The organism is Rhodospirillales bacterium (genome assembly GCA_020638175.1).
Classification (GTDB): domain Bacteria; phylum Pseudomonadota; class Alphaproteobacteria; order Micavibrionales; family Micavibrionaceae; genus JACKJA01.
On the sequence record JACKJA010000002.1, the window covers coordinates 1782193 to 1798607 of the forward strand.

Below are 16415 nucleotides of genomic sequence, written 5' to 3' on the forward strand. Positions count from 1 at the left end.
TCCATGACAAAAGACGCCCTTCACGATGATGCGCTGGCCTATCACAGCGGTAAAAAGCCGGGGAAAATCGAAATCCGCGCAACCAAACCAATGGAAACGCAGCGCGATCTGGCGCTGGCCTATTCACCGGGCGTGGCGGTTCCCTGCCTTGAGATAGAAAAAGACCCGCTGAAAGCGCTGGATTACACCGCGCGCGGCAATCTGGTGGCTGTCATTTCAAACGGCACGGCCGTTTTGGGGCTGGGCAATATCGGCGCGCTGGCTTCCAAGCCGGTGATGGAGGGGAAATCCGTCCTGTTCAAAAAATTCGCCGACATCGATTCGATTGATATCGAGATCGACGAAACTGATGTCGACACCTTGGTGGAAACCATTGCCCGGCTGGAACCCAGCTTCGGCGGCATCAATCTGGAAGACATCAAAGCCCCGGAATGTTTTGAAGTCGAACGCCGCCTGAAAGAACGCATGAACATTCCCGTCTTTCATGACGACCAGCACGGCACGGCAATTATCGTCGGTGCGGCCTTTACCAATTGGCTGAAAATTTCCGGCCGGGACATCAATAAAATCAAACTGGTCACCAGCGGCGCCGGCGCGTCGGCCACGGCCTGCCTGAACATCCTGATCGAACTGGGCCTGCCGCGTGACAACATCACCGTTTGCGACAGCAAAGGCGTGGTCTATAAGGGCCGGACCGAATATATGGACCCGATTAAGGAAAAATTCGCCGTCGACACCAACGCCCGGACACTGGACGAAGCGATGGAAGGCGCTGATGTTTTCCTCGGCCTATCTGCCGCCGGCGTGGTGAAAAAGGAAATGGTCGCCAAAATGGGCGATGCGCCCCTGCTGATGACCCTCGCCAACCCGACGCCCGAAATCATGCCAAACGAAGCCTTGGAAGCCAAACCCGATGCCATCATCTGCACCGGGCGGTCTGACTACCCGAACCAGGTCAACAACGTCTTGTGCTTCCCGTTTATCTTCCGCGGCGCTCTGGATGTCGGCGCGACGGCGATTAACGAGGAAATGAAACTGGCCTGCGTCAAGGCACTGGCCGAACTGGCCCGCAAGGAAGCCACAGCAGAAGTCGCCGCCGTCTATAGCAACGAGCACCTGCAATTCGGGCCGGAATACATGATCCCGAAACCGTTCGATCCGCGCCTGATCGCCGAACTGCCCGCAGCTGTCGCCAAAGCGGCCATGGATAGCGGTGTAGCCACCCGTCCGATCACCGACATGGACGCCTACCGCGAAAAGCTGGAACAATACACCGTCCACACAAACATGATGATGCGCCCGGTCATCTCCCGCGCCCGCAAAGACCCGAAACGGGTCGTCTATTGCGAAGGCGAGGAAGAAAACGTCCTGCGCGCCGTTCAGGTTGTCATCGACGATAATCTGGCCCGCCCGATCCTGATCGGCCGGCGCCGAGTCGTGGAAAACCGCCTCGAAAAATTCCGCCTGCGGATGGAAATCGACAAGGATTTCGAGATTATCGACCCGGAAGACGATCCCCGTTATCACGATTACTGGACGAGCTACCATGAAATCATGCAGCGGCGCGGTATTACTCCGGCGATTGCCAAATTCACCTTGCGGACCAACACCACCGCCATCGGCGCCCTGATGGTCGCCAAGGATGAAGCGGATTCGATGGTCTGCGGCATCACCGGCCAGTACCACGTCCACCTGAAACACATCATGGACATTATCGGCAAGAAAGACGGCGTCAAAACCATCGGCGCCCTGATGCCCCTGCTGCTGGAAAAAGGCCCGTACTTCCTGTGCGACACGCACGTCAACGACAACCCGACCGCCGAGGAAATCTCTGAAATGGCCATGATGGCCGCCGAGGAAATCCGCCGCTTCGGGATTGTTCCGAAAATTGGACTGCTGTCCTATTCCAACTTCGGAAACTATAACAGCCCCTCGGCCGAAAAAATGCGTAAAGCCGCCGCTCTGCTCCGCTCCGAATATGATGGCACGGATATCGAGGTCGAAGGCGAAATGCAGGCCGACACAGCCCTGTCGGAAAGCATCCGGGAAGTCATCATGCCGAATGCAAAAATGAAGGGCGAAGCCAACCTGTTGATTTCCCCGAACATCGACGCCGCCAACATCGGTTACAACATGTTGAAAATTCTCGGCAACGGTATTCCGATCGGCCCGATCCTGATGGGCGCGGCCCGCCCGGTCCATATCCTGACAACGGCCTCCTCGGCCCGACGGATCATTAACGTTACGGCCCTTGCCACCGTCGGCGCCCAGATTTACGAGGAAGAACACGGTTAAACAGGTTAATTTGCTGACAACGCACCCCTTTCCCTGTAAAACAGTACACAGCGAAAGGGTGACGCATGGCAGAAGCAACGGAACAAAAAGAGCTTCCTGAAAACACGGAAAACCAGACCTTCATCGGCCTGAGCGACGCCGACATCCAGACCGTTGAAGAAGCACTGGAAGAAGGCAACACCGCCCATGTTGAGGCCGTCATCGCCGATCTGGGAACCGTTGACACAGCCGAACTGCTCAGCAAAGTCAGTGACGAAAACCGTCAAACGCTTCTGGATTCCCATGGCCACGCCATTGATGCCGAAGTTTTCACAGAACTCGCCCCAGAGCTAAGCCGCACCACGCTGGAAAGCATGAGCGCCGAACAAGTCGCTAAACTAATCTCTGATTTGGACAGCGACGACGCCCTGGATCTTATTGTTGACCTGTCCCCCATCTTTCAGAAGGAAATCCTGCGCAAACTCTCCGGTGACATCCGGGTCACGCTGGAGGAAGGCCTGCGCTTCCCGGAATACAGCGCCGGGCGCCTGATGCAGCGCGAATTTGTCGCCGTCCCCGATTTCTGGACGGTCGGGAAGACCATTGATTACCTGCGGGATGCTGCCGAAGAACTGCCATCGGACTTTTTCGATATTTTCATCATCACCCCGACCTACCGGATCACTGGGGAAATGCCGCTGAACCGACTGGTCCGCTCCCGGCGGGACGTCAAGGTCAAGGATTTGACTCTTGATACCGTTCACCCGATACCCGCGACTCTTGACCAGGAAGAAGTTGCCCAGCTTTTCCGGCGGGAGAACCTGACCTCCGCCCCCGTGGTCGATGAAGAAGACCGCCTGATCGGGGTCATCACCATTGACGACGTCGTCGACGTTATTGATGAGGAAGCCCAGGAAGACTTCATGAAAATGGCTGGGGTCGATCAGGACGACTTGTACCGCGCCATTTTATCGACGACGACCTCCCGCTTTCGCTGGCTGTTTATAAATTTGCTAACCGCGATTGCCGCGTCGGTCGTTATTTCCTTTTTTGATGCCACCATCCAGCAAGTTGTGGCGCTGGCAGTCCTGATGCCGATTGTCGCCTCGATGGGCGGCAACGCCGGGACGCAGGCGCTCGCCGTTGCGGTGCGCGCACTGGCCACCCGGGAACTCTCGCAGGTCAACGCCGTACGGATCATCTGGAAAGAAACGGTGGTCGGCGTGTTAAACGGCGCCGCTTTTGCCATCATCACCGGCATCATCACTGCCCTTTGGTTTGCCAGCCCGATGCTGGGGGCTGTTATCGCCGCGGCCATGATTATCAACCTGATTGTCGCGGGAATGTCCGGAGCCGGAATCCCCTTGATCCTCAGCCGCATGGGCAGCGACCCGGCCCTGTCCTCAAGCGTTTTCCTGACCACCATCACCGACATCATCGGCTTCTTTGCCTTTCTGGGACTGGCCGCGATCTTCCTGATTTAAGGGATACCGGTTGTCGGTCAGGGATTTTCAGTATAAATTAGCAACCATCGTAAACTGAGTACTTATAGCCATCCATGTCCGCATCCAAACTGATAAGACCTTCTGTAGATTATAAAGACAGCTACCTGAAAGCCCTCGCGGAATACCACGAACAAGGGCGGGTTTTGTATCTGGACGCTACCGTCCTGAAGGGTGACTTTCAGGCCTTTGTCGATAATTTGAATGCCGAACGCGGCATCCCCCATCGAAAATATCAGGACTGGGTTGAACCGGTTCCCGAAACGATCTTATGGCTGGTAAAGGACGGAGAATATCTTGGCACCGTTTTTATCCGCCACCGCCTGAACTGGCATCTGGAAAAATGGGGCGGGCACATTAATTTTGTCATTCGCCCCTCCATGCGCGGCAAGGGATTTGGTAAAAAACTTCTGCTCAAAGCCATCCCGTTCGCCAATTATCTGGGCATTGAAAAAGCGCTCCTGACTGTTGATCCCTATGATAAAGCCGCCATCCGCGTGGTTGAATCATGTGGCGGCGTATATGAAGACGACCTCCCGGAAACAGACCAGTTCCCCGCCCGTAAACGTTACTGGCTGGATTGCACCTAATCATTTGCCATGACCAAGAAAAAAAGCAAATCGACAAAAAGCGCTAAAAAGAAAAAACCATCACTGCTTTTACGTCTGGTGAAAGCCCTGTTTGTGCTCGGCCTGTGGACGGCGATCATCCTGACGCTTGTCATCGCCTGGTATGCCACGGAGCTACCCAGTTTGATCGACAAACCGCAATTCGAGCGCAAAACAACGATCTATGTCGAGGCCCGTGACGGCAGCCCTCTGACCCGCTACGGCGAGCTACACGGCGTCAGCGTTTCTGTCGATGAACTGCCGCCGCATTTGATCTATGCCGTGATTGCCACCGAAGACCGCCGCTTTTACCAACATCACGGCATTGATCCGGTGGGAATTGCACGGGCCATGGCCGCCAACCTGATCAAGGGCCGCGTGGCGCAGGGCGGATCGACCATCACCCAGCAACTGGCCAAAAACCTGTTCTTGTCGCACGAACGCACCTTGAAGCGTAAAATTCAGGAAGCCCTTCTGGCCCTCTGGCTGGAACACGAACTCACCAAAGACGAAATCCTCAGCGCCTACCTGAACCGGGTTTATCTCGGTTCCGGCGCTTACGGCGTCGATGCGGCGGCACGGCTATATTTCAACAAACCGGCCAGCAAACTCAACTTGTATGAATCGGCGATGCTGGCGGGCTTGCTCAAAGCCCCGACCCGCTATTCGCCTCTGAACAACCCGGAACTGGCACGGCAACGCACCCGTACGGTTCTGGCCGCCATGAACGATGCCGGCTACATTACCGAGGCCCAGGCCGGAACCAGCCAGATGCTCCCGGCTCCGGCTGACAATGCGGGCATGAACGATCAGGTACGCTACTTCACCGATTGGGTCACCGCCGACCTGAACGACCTGATCGGCACGCCCGACCGCAATATTACCGTCACAACGACACTTGATCCGGACATTCAAAAAGCCGCCGAACAGGCACTGGCCAACACGTTAAACAAAAACGGCGAAGACCGTCACATCACGCAAGGCGCCCTGATTGTCATGACTCCCGACGGCGCGCTGCTGGCCATGGTGGGCGGCAACGATTTCCACGCCAGCCAGTTCAACCGCGCCACCCAGGCCCAGCGCCCTCCCGGCTCGGCCTTTAAACCGATCGTCTACCTGACCGCACTGGAAGAAGACTGGGCCCCCGACGATAAAATTCTCGATGCACCGATCACAGAAGGCGAATACCGCCCGGAAAACTTCCATAATGAATATCAGGGGGAAGTCACTCTGGAATATGCACTGACGCATTCGCTGAACACCCCGACCGTGCGCCTGATGAAACAAATCGGCATCGGTAACACCATCCAGACAGCCCGTGCTCTGGGGATAGACGCCAAACTGAACCGCGATTTAAGTCTGGCGCTGGGCAGCAGCGGCATCCCCTTGCTGGAAATGGTCACAGCTTATGCGGTTCTGGCCAATGACGGTTACAAAGCCGCCCCCTACGCCATCACAAAAATCGAGGATGAAAACGGCATGCTGATCTACCAGCGCCCGGACCGCTCGCGCGAAAAGCGGGTCGTCAAGGGCACCGCCGTCCGCGATCTGACCGATATGCTGGAAAACGTCATCAGGGAAGGTACAGGCCGGCGGGCCGCTCTGCCCGGCATCAGCGCCGCCGGAAAAACCGGCACATCACAGGATTTCCGGGACGCGTGGTTTATCGGTTATACTGATCGGTTCGTAGCGGGAGTCTGGCTGGGCAATGATGACAACAGCCCCATGAATGGCGTTGGCGGCGGCGGCCTCCCCGCACAAATCTGGCAGGAAACCATGCATGCCGCCTATAAAAAAGAGGAAAGCTACAAACCGGCGCCCTCTTCGCCCGTCAAATCATCTGATGACTTTTCCGAATTCCTGCGCCGGATCATGAATCTGAACGACTAGGTCAGCATCGTCTCTGAAAAAACGATATACTCTCCCGGCAGGCAGGAGCCGAACGGATCTTCGCCGATCCGGTCCCAGTGACGCCGGAGCGCCACAACCGTCGCCGTCGGTCCGCCGGCCTCCCATGCCGCCCGCTGGAGGCTGCGATCGGCAAATTCCAGAAAATCACCCGGATACGCTTTACGCGGGGCCAATAGCCCCATATCGACCAACATCTTAGCCACCAGCGCATCGCTCTGATCCATCATGTCGGCGGTGAACTGAATAGCCGACAATATTTTGATTTCCAGACGGCTGGTTGGTACGTGCCGTATATGCCGCATAAATCGAGCATAAACTTCCATCTCGAATTTTTTATCATCACTATTTGACGGCGGAAGTGGCAGGATTACTTTATCTTTTTGTTGTGTCCCCATGACGTGAAACTCCCTGTTTATCGTTGTTATGCACCCTTGCTGTATTACCGTCTCTGCCAACCTTCTGTTGTGTATGGATATGTCTTCTGTTCAACTGATTTCAGGATTCGCTGGAAATAATTAAGAGAATCTTAACGGGCATATCAGGGATCACAAATATAGGGGATAAGCTGTGGATAAGTGAAAAATGCCGGTCTGAATCGACCTTTTTCTCAGGCGCACAGCCGAATCGAAACACCCTTGTTTACAGGCCGTTTAATCTTTGCGGGGAATAGCCGCAACGGCCAGGGCATCCGCCCGCTCATTCTCCGGGTGACCGTTATGCCCCCTGACCCAGTGCAGCGTCACATCGTGTTTTTGCATGCTATCGTCCAGCGCCTCCCAGAGATCCTGATTTTTCACCGGCTTCTTATCGGCCGTCTTCCAGCCGCGCTTTTTCCAGCCGTGAATCCATTTCTCCAGCCCGTCCTTGACATAGGTACTATCGGTATAAAGCGCAACCTTGGACGGTTTTTTCAGCGCCGCAAGCGCCTCGATCACGGCCGTCATTTCCATGCGGTTATTGGTAGTGTCGTCCGCGCCGCCGGACAGTTCTTTCTCGTGGCCGTTCCAGCGCATGACCGCCCCCCACCCCCCCGGCCCGGGGTTCCCGCTACATGCACCGTCTGTATAAATTTCAATAACGTTAACCAAACCAAAGCCCTTTCTTAAAGCATCCCGGGCCGAGTCATCCGGCGCGAAGCGGCAAAGCCGCATGCGCCGACACGCCCACGCAGCTTCGCTGCTTCGGGCGTAAAACGACCGGGGTTCCCGCTACATGCACCGTCTGTATAAATTTCGATTGTTTTATTTTCACTCATAACAGGCGGGACTATGCCCGGATTCGCAGGAGAGTCAAAGCCCTACTCTGCCGCCACAGCCACCGGCACCCGGCGGCGCATCTGCTCCACGCGCAAGATCGCCCAGAAATACGAGATCAGCATCAAAGCATCACCCCACATCGGCAAATAAAGCCCGGCATCATAGTTAAAATACGTCCACAGCATAAGTGGCAAGACATTACCTACACGAAGCATTTGCGGGTCTTTAAACGTTTCCGAAAAGCGCATCATAATCACCGCCATCAGCGGCAGCAAATCCATAGCATCATGATAGGAAATCTTGATGCTGACACCGGCCATAACCACGGCAATCAGCAAACGAACAGCCAGTGTTTCATCCAGCCGCTCTTTGGGAATGAGACTTTGCATCAACGATGACGTCCCGGCGATCATCAACGCCAGCATCGCCGATACCTCACCAACCCCATAGAAATAAGTAGAAAAGAGTATACATGCCATAACATTACCCCAGAGCATCATCTGACGCCCCGGCATATGTGGCACAACAAAGGAAACAAGAAATCCGCCACACAAAATGATGTTGTAAACCAGCAATTCCATGCGCTCATCATACGATAAAAACCGTTAACGAGCCGTTTATGCCGTAGCCACGGCCTTGGGTAATTTGAACGTCACGGTTTCGCGGGCAATAGCATGTTCTTCGACATTGACATCGAAACGCTCTTTGGTGGCCGCCACGACTTCCTCGACCAACGTTTCCGGTGCCGAAGCCCCGGCGGTAATCCCCAGGATTTCAACCCCCGTCAGCCAGTCAAAATCTATATCTGCCGCCCGCTGGATCAGTTGCGCCTTCTCACAGCCGTAGGTCTTTGCGGCCTCGACCAGCCGCCGGGAATTGGATGAATTCGGCGCGCCGATCACCAAAAGCGCATCGCACATCTGGGAAATCTCCCGCACAGCTGCCTGCCGGTTGGTCGTGGCATAGCATATATCCTCGCGGCGCGGTCCCTTGATGGCCGGAAAGCGGGCTTGCAGCGCGGTTAAAACCTGTGCCGTATCATCCACCGACAGCGTCGTCTGGGTGCAATACGCCAGATTGTCGGGATCATTCACAATGACCGTTTCGACATCCTCCGCCGTTTCGACCAGCAACACCGCCCCGGCAGGCAACTGGCCCATCGTACCGATCACTTCCGGGTGGCCTTCATGCCCGATCAGGATAATCTGCCGCCCTTCCTTATAATGGCGCTCGGCCTCGCGGTGAACCTTGCTGACCAGCGGACACGTCGCATCAATATAAAACATTTCGCGGCGCGCAGCCGCTTCCGGCACGGCCTTCGGCACGCCATGGGCGGAAAACACAACCGGCTGCCCGTCATCGGGGATCTCGTCCAGCTCTTCGACAAACACAGCCCCCTTGTCTTTCAGGCTATCCACGACGAACTTGTTGTGGACGATCTCATGCCGCACATACACCGGCGCGCCATACGTCCCCAGCGCCCGTTCGACGATCTGGATCGCCCGGTCCACCCCGGCGCAAAAGCCGCGCGGCGCGGCCAATATGATTTTTAGCGGCGTTTTTGTCATGCCCTTTCTCTATACTGTTTAAAATCAAAAATCCACCTCTTGCTTAATCAGCTTTGCTCGCTTAATGTTTGCGAAACGAAATTTTCAGCCAGAGAGGGTCCCATGTTCCGCGCGATGAACTTGAGCCGTATTGCCCTGTTAAGCCTCGTCATTCTTCCGCTGGGGGGATGCGAAACTATGAACAAAGGAATCGACAGCGTTCAGGAAACCGTCAGCAATATTGAATGGAAAATGCCTGAATTTCTGAAGAGCAACGACCAGAAGCCCACAGAGGTAGCACTGGAAAGCACGCCGCTGCCTGGCGACGAATGCCCGGAAGTCTCCGTTGTTGATGACCTGCGTGCCCTGCACCAGTTCACAGACGAGCAAACACCGTTGCCCGAAGGCAAAATTTCCAGCATCACCATGAGCGCGATCAAAAGCCACTGCCTTGTCAACACAAGCAACATGATCGTCGATCTGGACCTGACATTCTCTGGTGAAATCGGCCCGAAAGCGCTGAATCAGGAAGCCGACAACGAAGGCAACAGAAAACTGTCCTACCCTTATTTCCTGGCCATTTCAACGCCGGATGGCCACATCCTGAGCAAAGAAGTCTTTGCTGTTTCCATGGAATACTCTGCGGATACGCCCTTTGTCACCAAAGACGAAAACATCCGCCAGATCATTCCTCTGCACGGCGACATTGCCGCGACCGATTACAAACTGCTGCTGGGTTTCCAGCTTAACGATGCCGAGCTGGCCTATAACCGCTCGCTGCTCAAAATCGAGGCACAAAAAGAAGCGCTCGACATCCCGCAAAGCACACAAGGATACATCCCACAGGCAATGCCCACCGCCATGGATGAGCCTGAATATATCGCCGCGCCGGAAGCAACCGTTCCCAAACCGGCGGCAAAACCCGACGCGCCGGTTGCTACCGCCCTGACGGAAGAAACCCCGCCCTCTGCGATCGCCAGCCAGCCCGTCGTTATCCCGCCGCCCGTTGAAAGTGAAGAAATCGAGACATATATCTATGAAGTTCTCCCTCAGGAACAGCCGGCGACAGATGACACGGCCATGCCGCAGGAACCGCTGCAAAGCGTTCCGGACACCCTGACGGAAGACGAAGATATGCCTGCCATTTATACACCCGATGAGCCGGTCGACATCACCGCCCCCTTCGAAGAATAGGACAAACACGTGACAACAGATGATTTTGACCTGAAATCTTTTTGGGAGCATGAAACCGATGAACATCGGGAAACCCTCCGGAAAACACAGGCGGCGCTTTTCCCGGAATTTGAAAAATGCCTTGAGGCCTGCGTCACCGCCGTCCAGAATGGCGGGAAAATCCTGTTTTTCGGCAATGGCGGCAGCGCCGCAGATTCCCAGCATCTCGCCACCGAACTGTCAATCCGCTATATCGCGGACCGCCCCAGCATCCCGGCCATTGCCCTGACCACCGACACATCGGCCCTGACCGCCTGCGCCAACGACATGGGGTTCGACCATATGTTCGCCCGGCAACTGGAAGCCACCGGCAAGGAAGGCGACGTTGCCATCGGCATCAGCACCTCCGGCAAAAGCCCGAACATTTTGAAAGCTCTGGAAACAGCCCGGAATATGGGGATCGTAACGGTGGGCCTGTCGGGAAAATCGGGCGGGCAAATGCATGAACTGTGCGATGTCTTTATACTCGTCCCCTCAGACACAACCTCCCGCATCCAGGAAATGCATATCCTGATCGGGCATATGCTCTGCGGCGCTCTGGAAAAAAAACTGGGGCTTGTTTAAGCCTTTATCGCGGTGCAACGTTTACACTCAAAAACCGGACACTTTGCCCCTCCAGCACGGCACAGGACAGGGTTCCGAAATGATAAACCCCTGTATCAACCCCTATTCTGTTAGGCTTTTCGACAGGCTTGCCATCGATACTGATAGAATGGCCATGAACCACTCTTTTGCCGAAATCCACGGAAGAATCCAAAAACCCGTCCCTGATCGTCAGCAAATTGTATGGATACTGCCTGTTTATGGGCCGCCGCGGATTTACGCCCGCATGAACAAAAAGATAACCGCCCCTTTGCGCTTTTAATTTTAATTGCCGTAAAAAATCGGTATGCCCTCTTTTCCCCGCCAACACATTAAATTCATTCTGAAGAGAACGCTCTTTTTCTTTTGAAAAGTTACCTTCCGGATCAGGAACCTCCAGGCCGTAGCTTTCAAGCGTCTTAACCCCTCCCAAATTAAACCAGCCGCCAAGGAGACCGCGTTCTAGAAACCTTAGGGCAATTTCTTCGTGATTTCCTGTCAAAAAAGTACGTTTGATCCCGTCTTTCTTATGACTTTCCGTGACAAGACGATCGAGAACCCCGGCACTATCCGGTCCCCGGTCGATATAATCGCCGAGGTAAATAACCTCTGTCCTTCGGGATGGATTTTCAGCCAGATCAGCAGAAATTTTATCATGCATCAAGTCAAGCGCATTCACATAACCGTGAATATCGCCAACCGCATACACCCGCAAACCGCGAGTAAGGCTATATCCGTGCTTGTTCTGATCGCTATCGTTTTGCATCCGCGGGACATTAACAAATTATGTCCAACAGAGCAAGAAAACGGCCTTAATGTTTCGTCACATCAGCCGAGCGCTGCCGCGGTCGCGAAGAAAGAATATGGTCGAACTCATGCTTATGCGCTTTTTCTTTCGCGCGGTGAATGCGCCACGTCAGAAAATTGATATCTTTCAAGGGACAACCCTGCCCGGCTGTTTGTTTGTTTTGCATGGCAAACCTCCTTATAAGGCGCTCAATTAACCTCTATCCCTTTTATTATACCGCATTCCCCCACAACTCAGATTTGCAAAGATTGCACAGCCGCTTGTCATATTATGCATAACTATATCTTGAGACTTTCATGAAATTCCCTTACACTACTGCGGCTGAACTGTATCTAAAGAAAAGAAAATTAAAACGATGGCGGACCAACACCCCCCTGTTGAAACACTGAGTTTCGAAGACGCTCTGGGCGAACTGGAAACGATTGTAACCGCGCTGGAGCGCGGCCAGACAAAACTGGAAGATTCCATATCCGCCTATGAACGCGGCGTCGCCTTGAAAAAACACTGCGAATCCAAATTGCGCGAAGCGCAGGAAAAAATTGAAAAAATAAGTGTCGGCGCCGATGGCTCCGTAACCACAGCCCCTTTTGACACACAGGAGTCATAAATGCCTTCACCGCGCGAAGCCAGTGCCCATCTACAGGAAAGAATGGACGAAACCATCACGGTCGTAAACAAGACGATCGAACGGCTGTTGCCGGATACGGATCTGCCGGAAGCGCCGCTGTTCGAAGCCATGCGCTACGGGACGTTGAACGGCGGGAAACGTCTGCGGCCGTTTTTGATGATGCAATCGGCCAAGCTGTTCAATGTCGACCAGAAACGCGCCCGGCGCGTGGCCGCCGCGCTGGAACTGGTCCACAGCTATTCTCTGATTCACGATGACCTGCCCGCCATGGATAACTCCGACACGCGGCGAGGCAAGGCCTCCGTTCACCGCGCCTATAACGAAGCCACGGCTATTTTGGCCGGTGATGCGCTTTTGACGCTGGCCTTTGAAGTCCTGTCCTCCCCGGAAACCCATGAAGATCCCCACGTTCGCTGTGAACTGGTAACGGCGCTGGCCAAGGCGTCTGGCGGTCACGGCATGTGCGGCGGCCAGATGTTGGACCTGATCGGCGAAACCGAAGAATTTGATGTCGGCACCTTATCCCGCCTGCAACGCATGAAAACCGGCGCGTTGTTTGAATTCGCCTGCGAAGCCGGCGCCATCCTCGGCAAGGGAAACGAACCGCATAAAAAAGCGCTGCGGAATTACGCCCGCGACCTCGGCCTTGCGTTTCAGGTCACCGATGACATCCTCGACGTCGAAGCCGATCCGAATGTCACCGGCAAACCGGCCAATCAGGACGAAGAAGCGGGGAAAACCACCTTCGTCACCGCGATGGGTAAGGAACAAGCCAAAATGCGCGCCGAAATGCTGGTACAGCAAGCCGTCCGCCATCTGCACATCTTCGACAACCGTGCCGAGACCTTGAAAGAACTGGCTCTGTATGTCTTGGAGAGACGAGCGTAATTTTTTCTAAATTATTCTTGGAAATTCGGCATGGTTAACGCTATGAATAGCGGATCATGAAAAACGCGCCCAAACCACAGATTGTCGCATCGGCAACCCCGTCCTCATTACTGGACCGGGTCGACGGCCCTGCTGACCTGAAAAGCTTTTCCGATGACGAACTTCGCACGCTGGCCGAGGAAGTCCGCCGCGAGACCATCGCCAGCGTCGCCAAGACCGGCGGGCATCTGGGCGCTAGCCTCGGCGTTGTGGAACTGACCGTCGCCCTGCACGCCGTGTTCGATACGCCGGCGGATAAACTGATCTGGGATGTCGGTCATCAATGCTACCCCCACAAGATCTTAACCGGCCGCCGGGACCGTATGCACACCCTGCGTCAGGGTGGCGGCCTGTCCGGCTTCACCAAGCGCGCGGAAAGTGAATACGATCCGTTCGGCGCGGGCCACAGCTCCACCTCCATTTCTGCGGGACTCGGCATGGCGGTCGCGCGCGACCACGCACATAAAAATAACGAAGTCATCTGCGTCATCGGCGACGGATCCATGAGCGCCGGCCAAGCCTACGAAGCCATGAACAATGCCGGCGATTTAAACAGCCGCCTGATCGTGATCCTGAACGACAACGACATGTCGATCGGCCGCCCGACCGGCGCACTCAGCAAGCATTTAACCCGCCTTGTCTCGTCCAAGCCTTATATGGGCGCCCGCGAAGCCACCAAGAAACTGGCACAAGCCCTGCCGCCGCCGCTGCGCCGCGCCGTGGGCAAGGCCGAAGAAACAGCTCGCCACGCGCTGCACGCAGGGACGATGTTCGAAGACATGGGCTTTTACTATATCGGCCCGGTCGATGGTCACAATCTGGATCATCTGCTTCCTGTTCTACGCAATGTCCGGGACAGCAACCGCCAAGGCCCGGTCCTGATCCACGTCGTCACGGAAAAGGGCAAAGGCTATGGCCACGCCGAATCTGCCGCCGACAAAATGCACGGCGTCGCCAAGTTCGATGTGATTACCGGCAACCAGCATAAACCCGCCGCCGCCGCGCCCGCCTATACCAAGGTTTTCGCGGATACCCTGATTAACCTCGCAAAGGCCGATGACAAAATCATCGGCATCACCGCCGCTATGCCCTCCGGCACCGGCATGGATGCGTTCGGCAAGGCCTTCCCCGATCGCATGTACGATGTCGGCATCGCCGAGCAGCACGCCGTCACCTTTGCCGCCGGGATGGCCTGCGAAGGCTTCAAACCCTTCGTTGCGCTCTACTCCACCTTCCTGCAGCGCGCCTATGACCAGCTCATCCACGATGTCGCGATCCAGAATTTGCCCGTGCGTTTTATCATCGACCGCGCCGGCCTCGTCGGAGCCGACGGAGCCACCCACGCCGGCAGCTTCGATACCGCCTACCTTGGCTGTATCCCGAATATGGTGCTGATGGCACCGAGCGACGAAGCCGAACTCACCCGCATGATCGCCACCGCGGCCAGCTATGATGACGGCCCCATTGCGGTCCGCTTCCCGCGCGGCAACGGCACGGGCACCGCCCAGCCCGAAACGCCGCGGCCCCTCGCAATCGGCAAAGGCCGCATCCTGCGAGAAGGCACCGACATCGCCCTGCTATCCTATGGCACCCGGCTGGATGAATGTTTGAAAGCCGCCGATATGCTGGGAAAACAAGGCCACAGCGTCACCATCGCGGACGCCCGCTTTGCCAAACCGCTCGACGAAGAATTGGTCAAACGCCTCGCCCAGAGTCATAAACAACTCATCACGATCGAGGAAGGTTCCCGCGGCGGCTTCGGCTCTATCGTGCTGGAATATCTGGCCAACAACGACTTGCTGACAAACCTGAAAGTCCGGCCCCTCACCCTGCCCGACCGCTTTCAGGATCACGACACCCCCGACAAACAATACGAAGATGCGGGGTTAACCGCACAATCCATCCTCCGTCATTGCGAGGAATAACATGACGAAGCAATCTCGTCCAGATTGCCGCGTTCGTTTCACTCTCTCGCAATGACATGTTATAAAAAGCTATGAAACAGCCCGCCATTTACATCGTCACCAATAAAAAACACGGCGTTCTCTATACGGGTGTCACATCGAATCTTTCCAAACGAATTTACGAACACAAAAACAAAATCACGGGGGGCTTCACAGCCAAATATAACTGTAACAAACTTGTCTATTACGAACTTTTTAATGACATGGAACACGCCATCAGCAGAGAAAAACAAATCAAAAGTGGTTCCCGAAAAAAGAAAATAGAACTGATTGAAAAACTCAATCCCGAATGGCGCGATCTCTGTAGCGAAATCACAAAATAGATTGCTTCGCTACGCTCGCAATGACGAGTTTTAAACCTTACCTTTGTAGGAATTTTATCCCGCATCCCTCCTCACTGCCCCAAAGCACCTGCTGCATACGCTCATTGATTGACTCCTCCCTGACTTTTCCCTATACCGGAAGAACATTTTTCATAGAACAACGAGAGACGATGATGGGAAAATTCTTCTGGGCACCGGAAAGCTTGCGCGATGCCTTTGGTTTTGCTGGCTGGGACAAAAAAATAAAACTGGTCGAGCCACCATATGATCCCAATCAACGCATCACAATTGACGAACGCGTCCATCCACTGGGCGGCATTACCGAACACCGGATTGAATCCAATGAAGTCACCCAAACCTTCGATTCAAACGCATCCCGCAAAGGCGGTGTTTTCGACGACGTGAAAAACCTGCTCACAAACAAAACCGTCACCATCGGCCTGACGGCACCCGTATCCGGGGCCGAAAACGAGGAAGACAAAGGTCTAAAACTCCTCATCGCCTTCCGCAAAGCCCGCTTTTCCGCCGAATACAAACCCGCCGCCATCAAGCTCAATAACCTGACATGGTGGGCCGGAACGGATAGCGCCGCTTTTGAACCAAAAGCAAAACAAGTTATGAGTTTTGTAAAAGCAGCCAGCGCCGCCGCCGATCAGGGGCAAGCCCCGACGCGGGAAATGGTCAAAAACCTGCGTAATGCCATAGACGAAAAAGAAGAAACCATTCTTGATATGTTTATCGAAATGGCTGCTTTTTACGATAAGATGCAGGGGCTTACCGGGGATACGAAAAGTGGTGTGCAAAGCAACGTTGCAACAGCCTATCTCTTGAAGAAAAATCCATAGCAGTCTA

The 16415-nt window shown here is 54.9% G+C and carries 18 protein-coding genes; 11 read left to right on the forward strand and 7 right to left on the reverse strand.

Features of this window, described 5'->3' with window-relative positions; genetic code table 11:
- The first annotated feature begins 3 nt into the window (after positions 1 to 3).
- The 4 genes from H6868_08860 (at position 4) to H6868_08875 (ending at position 6274) form a co-directional block, all read left to right on the forward strand.
- Positions 4 to 2295, forward strand: coding sequence for an NADP-dependent malic enzyme (locus tag H6868_08860; protein MCB9989421.1), 2292 nt, complete (start codon positions 4 to 6; stop codon positions 2293 to 2295).
- Between the two features lie 65 nt (positions 2296 to 2360).
- Positions 2361 to 3758 carry a magnesium transporter gene (gene mgtE / locus H6868_08865; GenBank protein MCB9989422.1) on the forward strand — a complete coding sequence of 466 codons (1398 nt, stop codon included), beginning with the start codon at positions 2361 to 2363 and terminating at the stop codon, positions 3756 to 3758.
- 74 nt (positions 3759 to 3832) lie between these two features.
- Positions 3833 to 4366, forward strand: coding sequence for a GNAT family N-acetyltransferase (locus H6868_08870; GenBank protein ID MCB9989423.1), 534 nt, complete (start codon positions 3833 to 3835; stop codon positions 4364 to 4366).
- Positions 4367 to 4375: 9 nt separating this feature from the next.
- Entirely contained in the window at positions 4376 to 6274 is a 1899-nt protein-coding gene (locus H6868_08875; protein ID MCB9989424.1) for a PBP1A family penicillin-binding protein, read from the forward strand.
- Here the strand turns inward: H6868_08875 and H6868_08880 are convergent.
- The 5 genes from H6868_08880 to ispH all read right to left on the reverse strand — a co-directional run bounded on the left by H6868_08880 (position 6271) and on the right by ispH (position 9119).
- Complete coding sequence (locus H6868_08880) at positions 6271 to 6690, reverse strand: hypothetical protein (protein ID MCB9989425.1); 420 nt, start codon at positions 6688 to 6690, stop codon at positions 6271 to 6273. The genes H6868_08875 and H6868_08880 overlap by 4 nt on opposite strands.
- Positions 6691 to 6945: 255 nt before the next feature.
- A complete protein-coding gene (rnhA, locus tag H6868_08885; protein MCB9989426.1) occupies positions 6946 to 7446 on the reverse strand; it encodes a ribonuclease HI in 501 nt (166 codons plus the stop codon).
- Entirely contained in the window at positions 7398 to 7550 is a 153-nt protein-coding gene (locus H6868_08890) for a hypothetical protein (protein ID MCB9989427.1), read from the reverse strand. The genes rnhA and H6868_08890 overlap by 49 nt, the downstream gene beginning before the upstream one ends.
- A gap of 42 nt (positions 7551 to 7592) precedes the next feature.
- Entirely contained in the window at positions 7593 to 8132 is a 540-nt protein-coding gene (locus H6868_08895; protein MCB9989428.1) for a YgjV family protein, read from the reverse strand.
- A 36-nt stretch (positions 8133 to 8168) separates the two neighbouring features.
- Positions 8169 to 9119: a 4-hydroxy-3-methylbut-2-enyl diphosphate reductase gene (gene ispH / locus H6868_08900; protein ID MCB9989429.1), complete on the reverse strand. Its 951-nt coding sequence runs from the start codon at positions 9117 to 9119 to the stop codon at positions 8169 to 8171.
- Positions 9120 to 9221: 102 nt separating this feature from the next.
- Between ispH and H6868_08905 the strand changes: the two genes are divergently transcribed.
- Entirely contained in the window at positions 9222 to 10292 is a 1071-nt protein-coding gene (locus H6868_08905; protein ID MCB9989430.1) for a hypothetical protein, read from the forward strand.
- Positions 10293 to 10322: 30 nt separating this feature from the next.
- Entirely contained in the window at positions 10323 to 10895 is a 573-nt protein-coding gene (locus H6868_08910) for a D-sedoheptulose 7-phosphate isomerase (GenBank protein ID MCB9989431.1), read from the forward strand.
- 4 nt (positions 10896 to 10899) lie between these two features.
- On the opposite strand, the gene H6868_08915 is transcribed toward H6868_08910, so the two are convergent.
- The gene (locus H6868_08915; protein MCB9989432.1) at positions 10900 to 11679 is read right to left on the reverse strand and encodes a metallophosphoesterase; all 780 of its coding nucleotides are present in this window, start codon (positions 11677 to 11679) and stop codon (positions 10900 to 10902) included.
- Between the two features lie 46 nt (positions 11680 to 11725).
- A complete protein-coding gene (locus H6868_08920) occupies positions 11726 to 11887 on the reverse strand; it encodes a hypothetical protein (protein ID MCB9989433.1) in 162 nt (53 codons plus the stop codon).
- A 189-nt stretch (positions 11888 to 12076) separates the two neighbouring features.
- Here H6868_08920 and H6868_08925 point away from each other — a divergent pair, with 189 nt between their 5' ends.
- The 5 genes from H6868_08925 to H6868_08945 all read left to right on the forward strand — a co-directional run bounded on the left by H6868_08925 (position 12077) and on the right by H6868_08945 (position 16408).
- A complete protein-coding gene (locus H6868_08925; GenBank protein MCB9989434.1) occupies positions 12077 to 12328 on the forward strand; it encodes an exodeoxyribonuclease VII small subunit in 252 nt (83 codons plus the stop codon).
- The gene (locus H6868_08930; GenBank protein ID MCB9989435.1) at positions 12329 to 13237 is read left to right on the forward strand and encodes a polyprenyl synthetase family protein; all 909 of its coding nucleotides are present in this window, start codon (positions 12329 to 12331) and stop codon (positions 13235 to 13237) included.
- 56 nt (positions 13238 to 13293) lie between these two features.
- On the forward strand, positions 13294 to 15201 hold the full coding sequence (locus H6868_08935; GenBank protein MCB9989436.1) for a 1-deoxy-D-xylulose-5-phosphate synthase: 1908 nt from the start codon (positions 13294 to 13296) through the stop codon (positions 15199 to 15201).
- Between the two features lie 71 nt (positions 15202 to 15272).
- Positions 15273 to 15563, forward strand: a complete 291-nt coding sequence (locus H6868_08940; protein MCB9989437.1) for a GIY-YIG nuclease family protein — start codon at positions 15273 to 15275, stop codon at positions 15561 to 15563.
- A gap of 170 nt (positions 15564 to 15733) precedes the next feature.
- Positions 15734 to 16408: a hypothetical protein gene (locus H6868_08945; protein MCB9989438.1), complete on the forward strand. Its 675-nt coding sequence runs from the start codon at positions 15734 to 15736 to the stop codon at positions 16406 to 16408.
- Positions 16409 to 16415: the final 7 nt, after the last annotated feature.

Excerpts from the sequence above, each read along its gene's own strand:
- H6868_08860 (MCB9989421.1), top strand. The coding sequence starts at position 4 with ATGACAAAAGACGCCCTTCACGATGATGCGCTGGCCTATCACAGCGGT.
- mgtE (MCB9989422.1), top strand. The coding sequence starts at position 2,361 with ATGGCAGAAGCAACGGAACAAAAAGAGCTTCCTGAAAACACGGAAAAC.
- H6868_08870 (MCB9989423.1), top strand. The coding sequence starts at position 3,833 with ATGTCCGCATCCAAACTGATAAGACCTTCTGTAGATTATAAAGACAGC.
- H6868_08875 (MCB9989424.1), top strand. The coding sequence starts at position 4,376 with ATGACCAAGAAAAAAAGCAAATCGACAAAAAGCGCTAAAAAGAAAAAA.
- H6868_08880 (MCB9989425.1), bottom strand. The coding sequence starts at position 6,690 with ATGGGGACACAACAAAAAGATAAAGTAATCCTGCCACTTCCGCCGTCA.
- rnhA (MCB9989426.1), bottom strand. The coding sequence starts at position 7,446 with ATGCGGCTTTGCCGCTTCGCGCCGGATGACTCGGCCCGGGATGCTTTA.
- H6868_08890 (MCB9989427.1), bottom strand. The coding sequence starts at position 7,550 with ATGAGTGAAAATAAAACAATCGAAATTTATACAGACGGTGCATGTAGC.
- H6868_08895 (MCB9989428.1), bottom strand. The coding sequence starts at position 8,132 with ATGGAATTGCTGGTTTACAACATCATTTTGTGTGGCGGATTTCTTGTT.
- ispH (MCB9989429.1), bottom strand. The coding sequence starts at position 9,119 with ATGACAAAAACGCCGCTAAAAATCATATTGGCCGCGCCGCGCGGCTTT.
- H6868_08905 (MCB9989430.1), top strand. The coding sequence starts at position 9,222 with ATGTTCCGCGCGATGAACTTGAGCCGTATTGCCCTGTTAAGCCTCGTC.
- H6868_08915 (MCB9989432.1), bottom strand. The coding sequence starts at position 11,679 with ATGCAAAACGATAGCGATCAGAACAAGCACGGATATAGCCTTACTCGC.
- H6868_08920 (MCB9989433.1), bottom strand. The coding sequence starts at position 11,887 with ATGCAAAACAAACAAACAGCCGGGCAGGGTTGTCCCTTGAAAGATATC.
- H6868_08925 (MCB9989434.1), top strand. The coding sequence starts at position 12,077 with ATGGCGGACCAACACCCCCCTGTTGAAACACTGAGTTTCGAAGACGCT.
- H6868_08930 (MCB9989435.1), top strand. The coding sequence starts at position 12,329 with ATGCCTTCACCGCGCGAAGCCAGTGCCCATCTACAGGAAAGAATGGAC.
- H6868_08935 (MCB9989436.1), top strand. The coding sequence starts at position 13,294 with ATGAAAAACGCGCCCAAACCACAGATTGTCGCATCGGCAACCCCGTCC.
- H6868_08940 (MCB9989437.1), top strand. The coding sequence starts at position 15,273 with ATGAAACAGCCCGCCATTTACATCGTCACCAATAAAAAACACGGCGTT.
- H6868_08945 (MCB9989438.1), top strand. The coding sequence starts at position 15,734 with ATGATGGGAAAATTCTTCTGGGCACCGGAAAGCTTGCGCGATGCCTTT.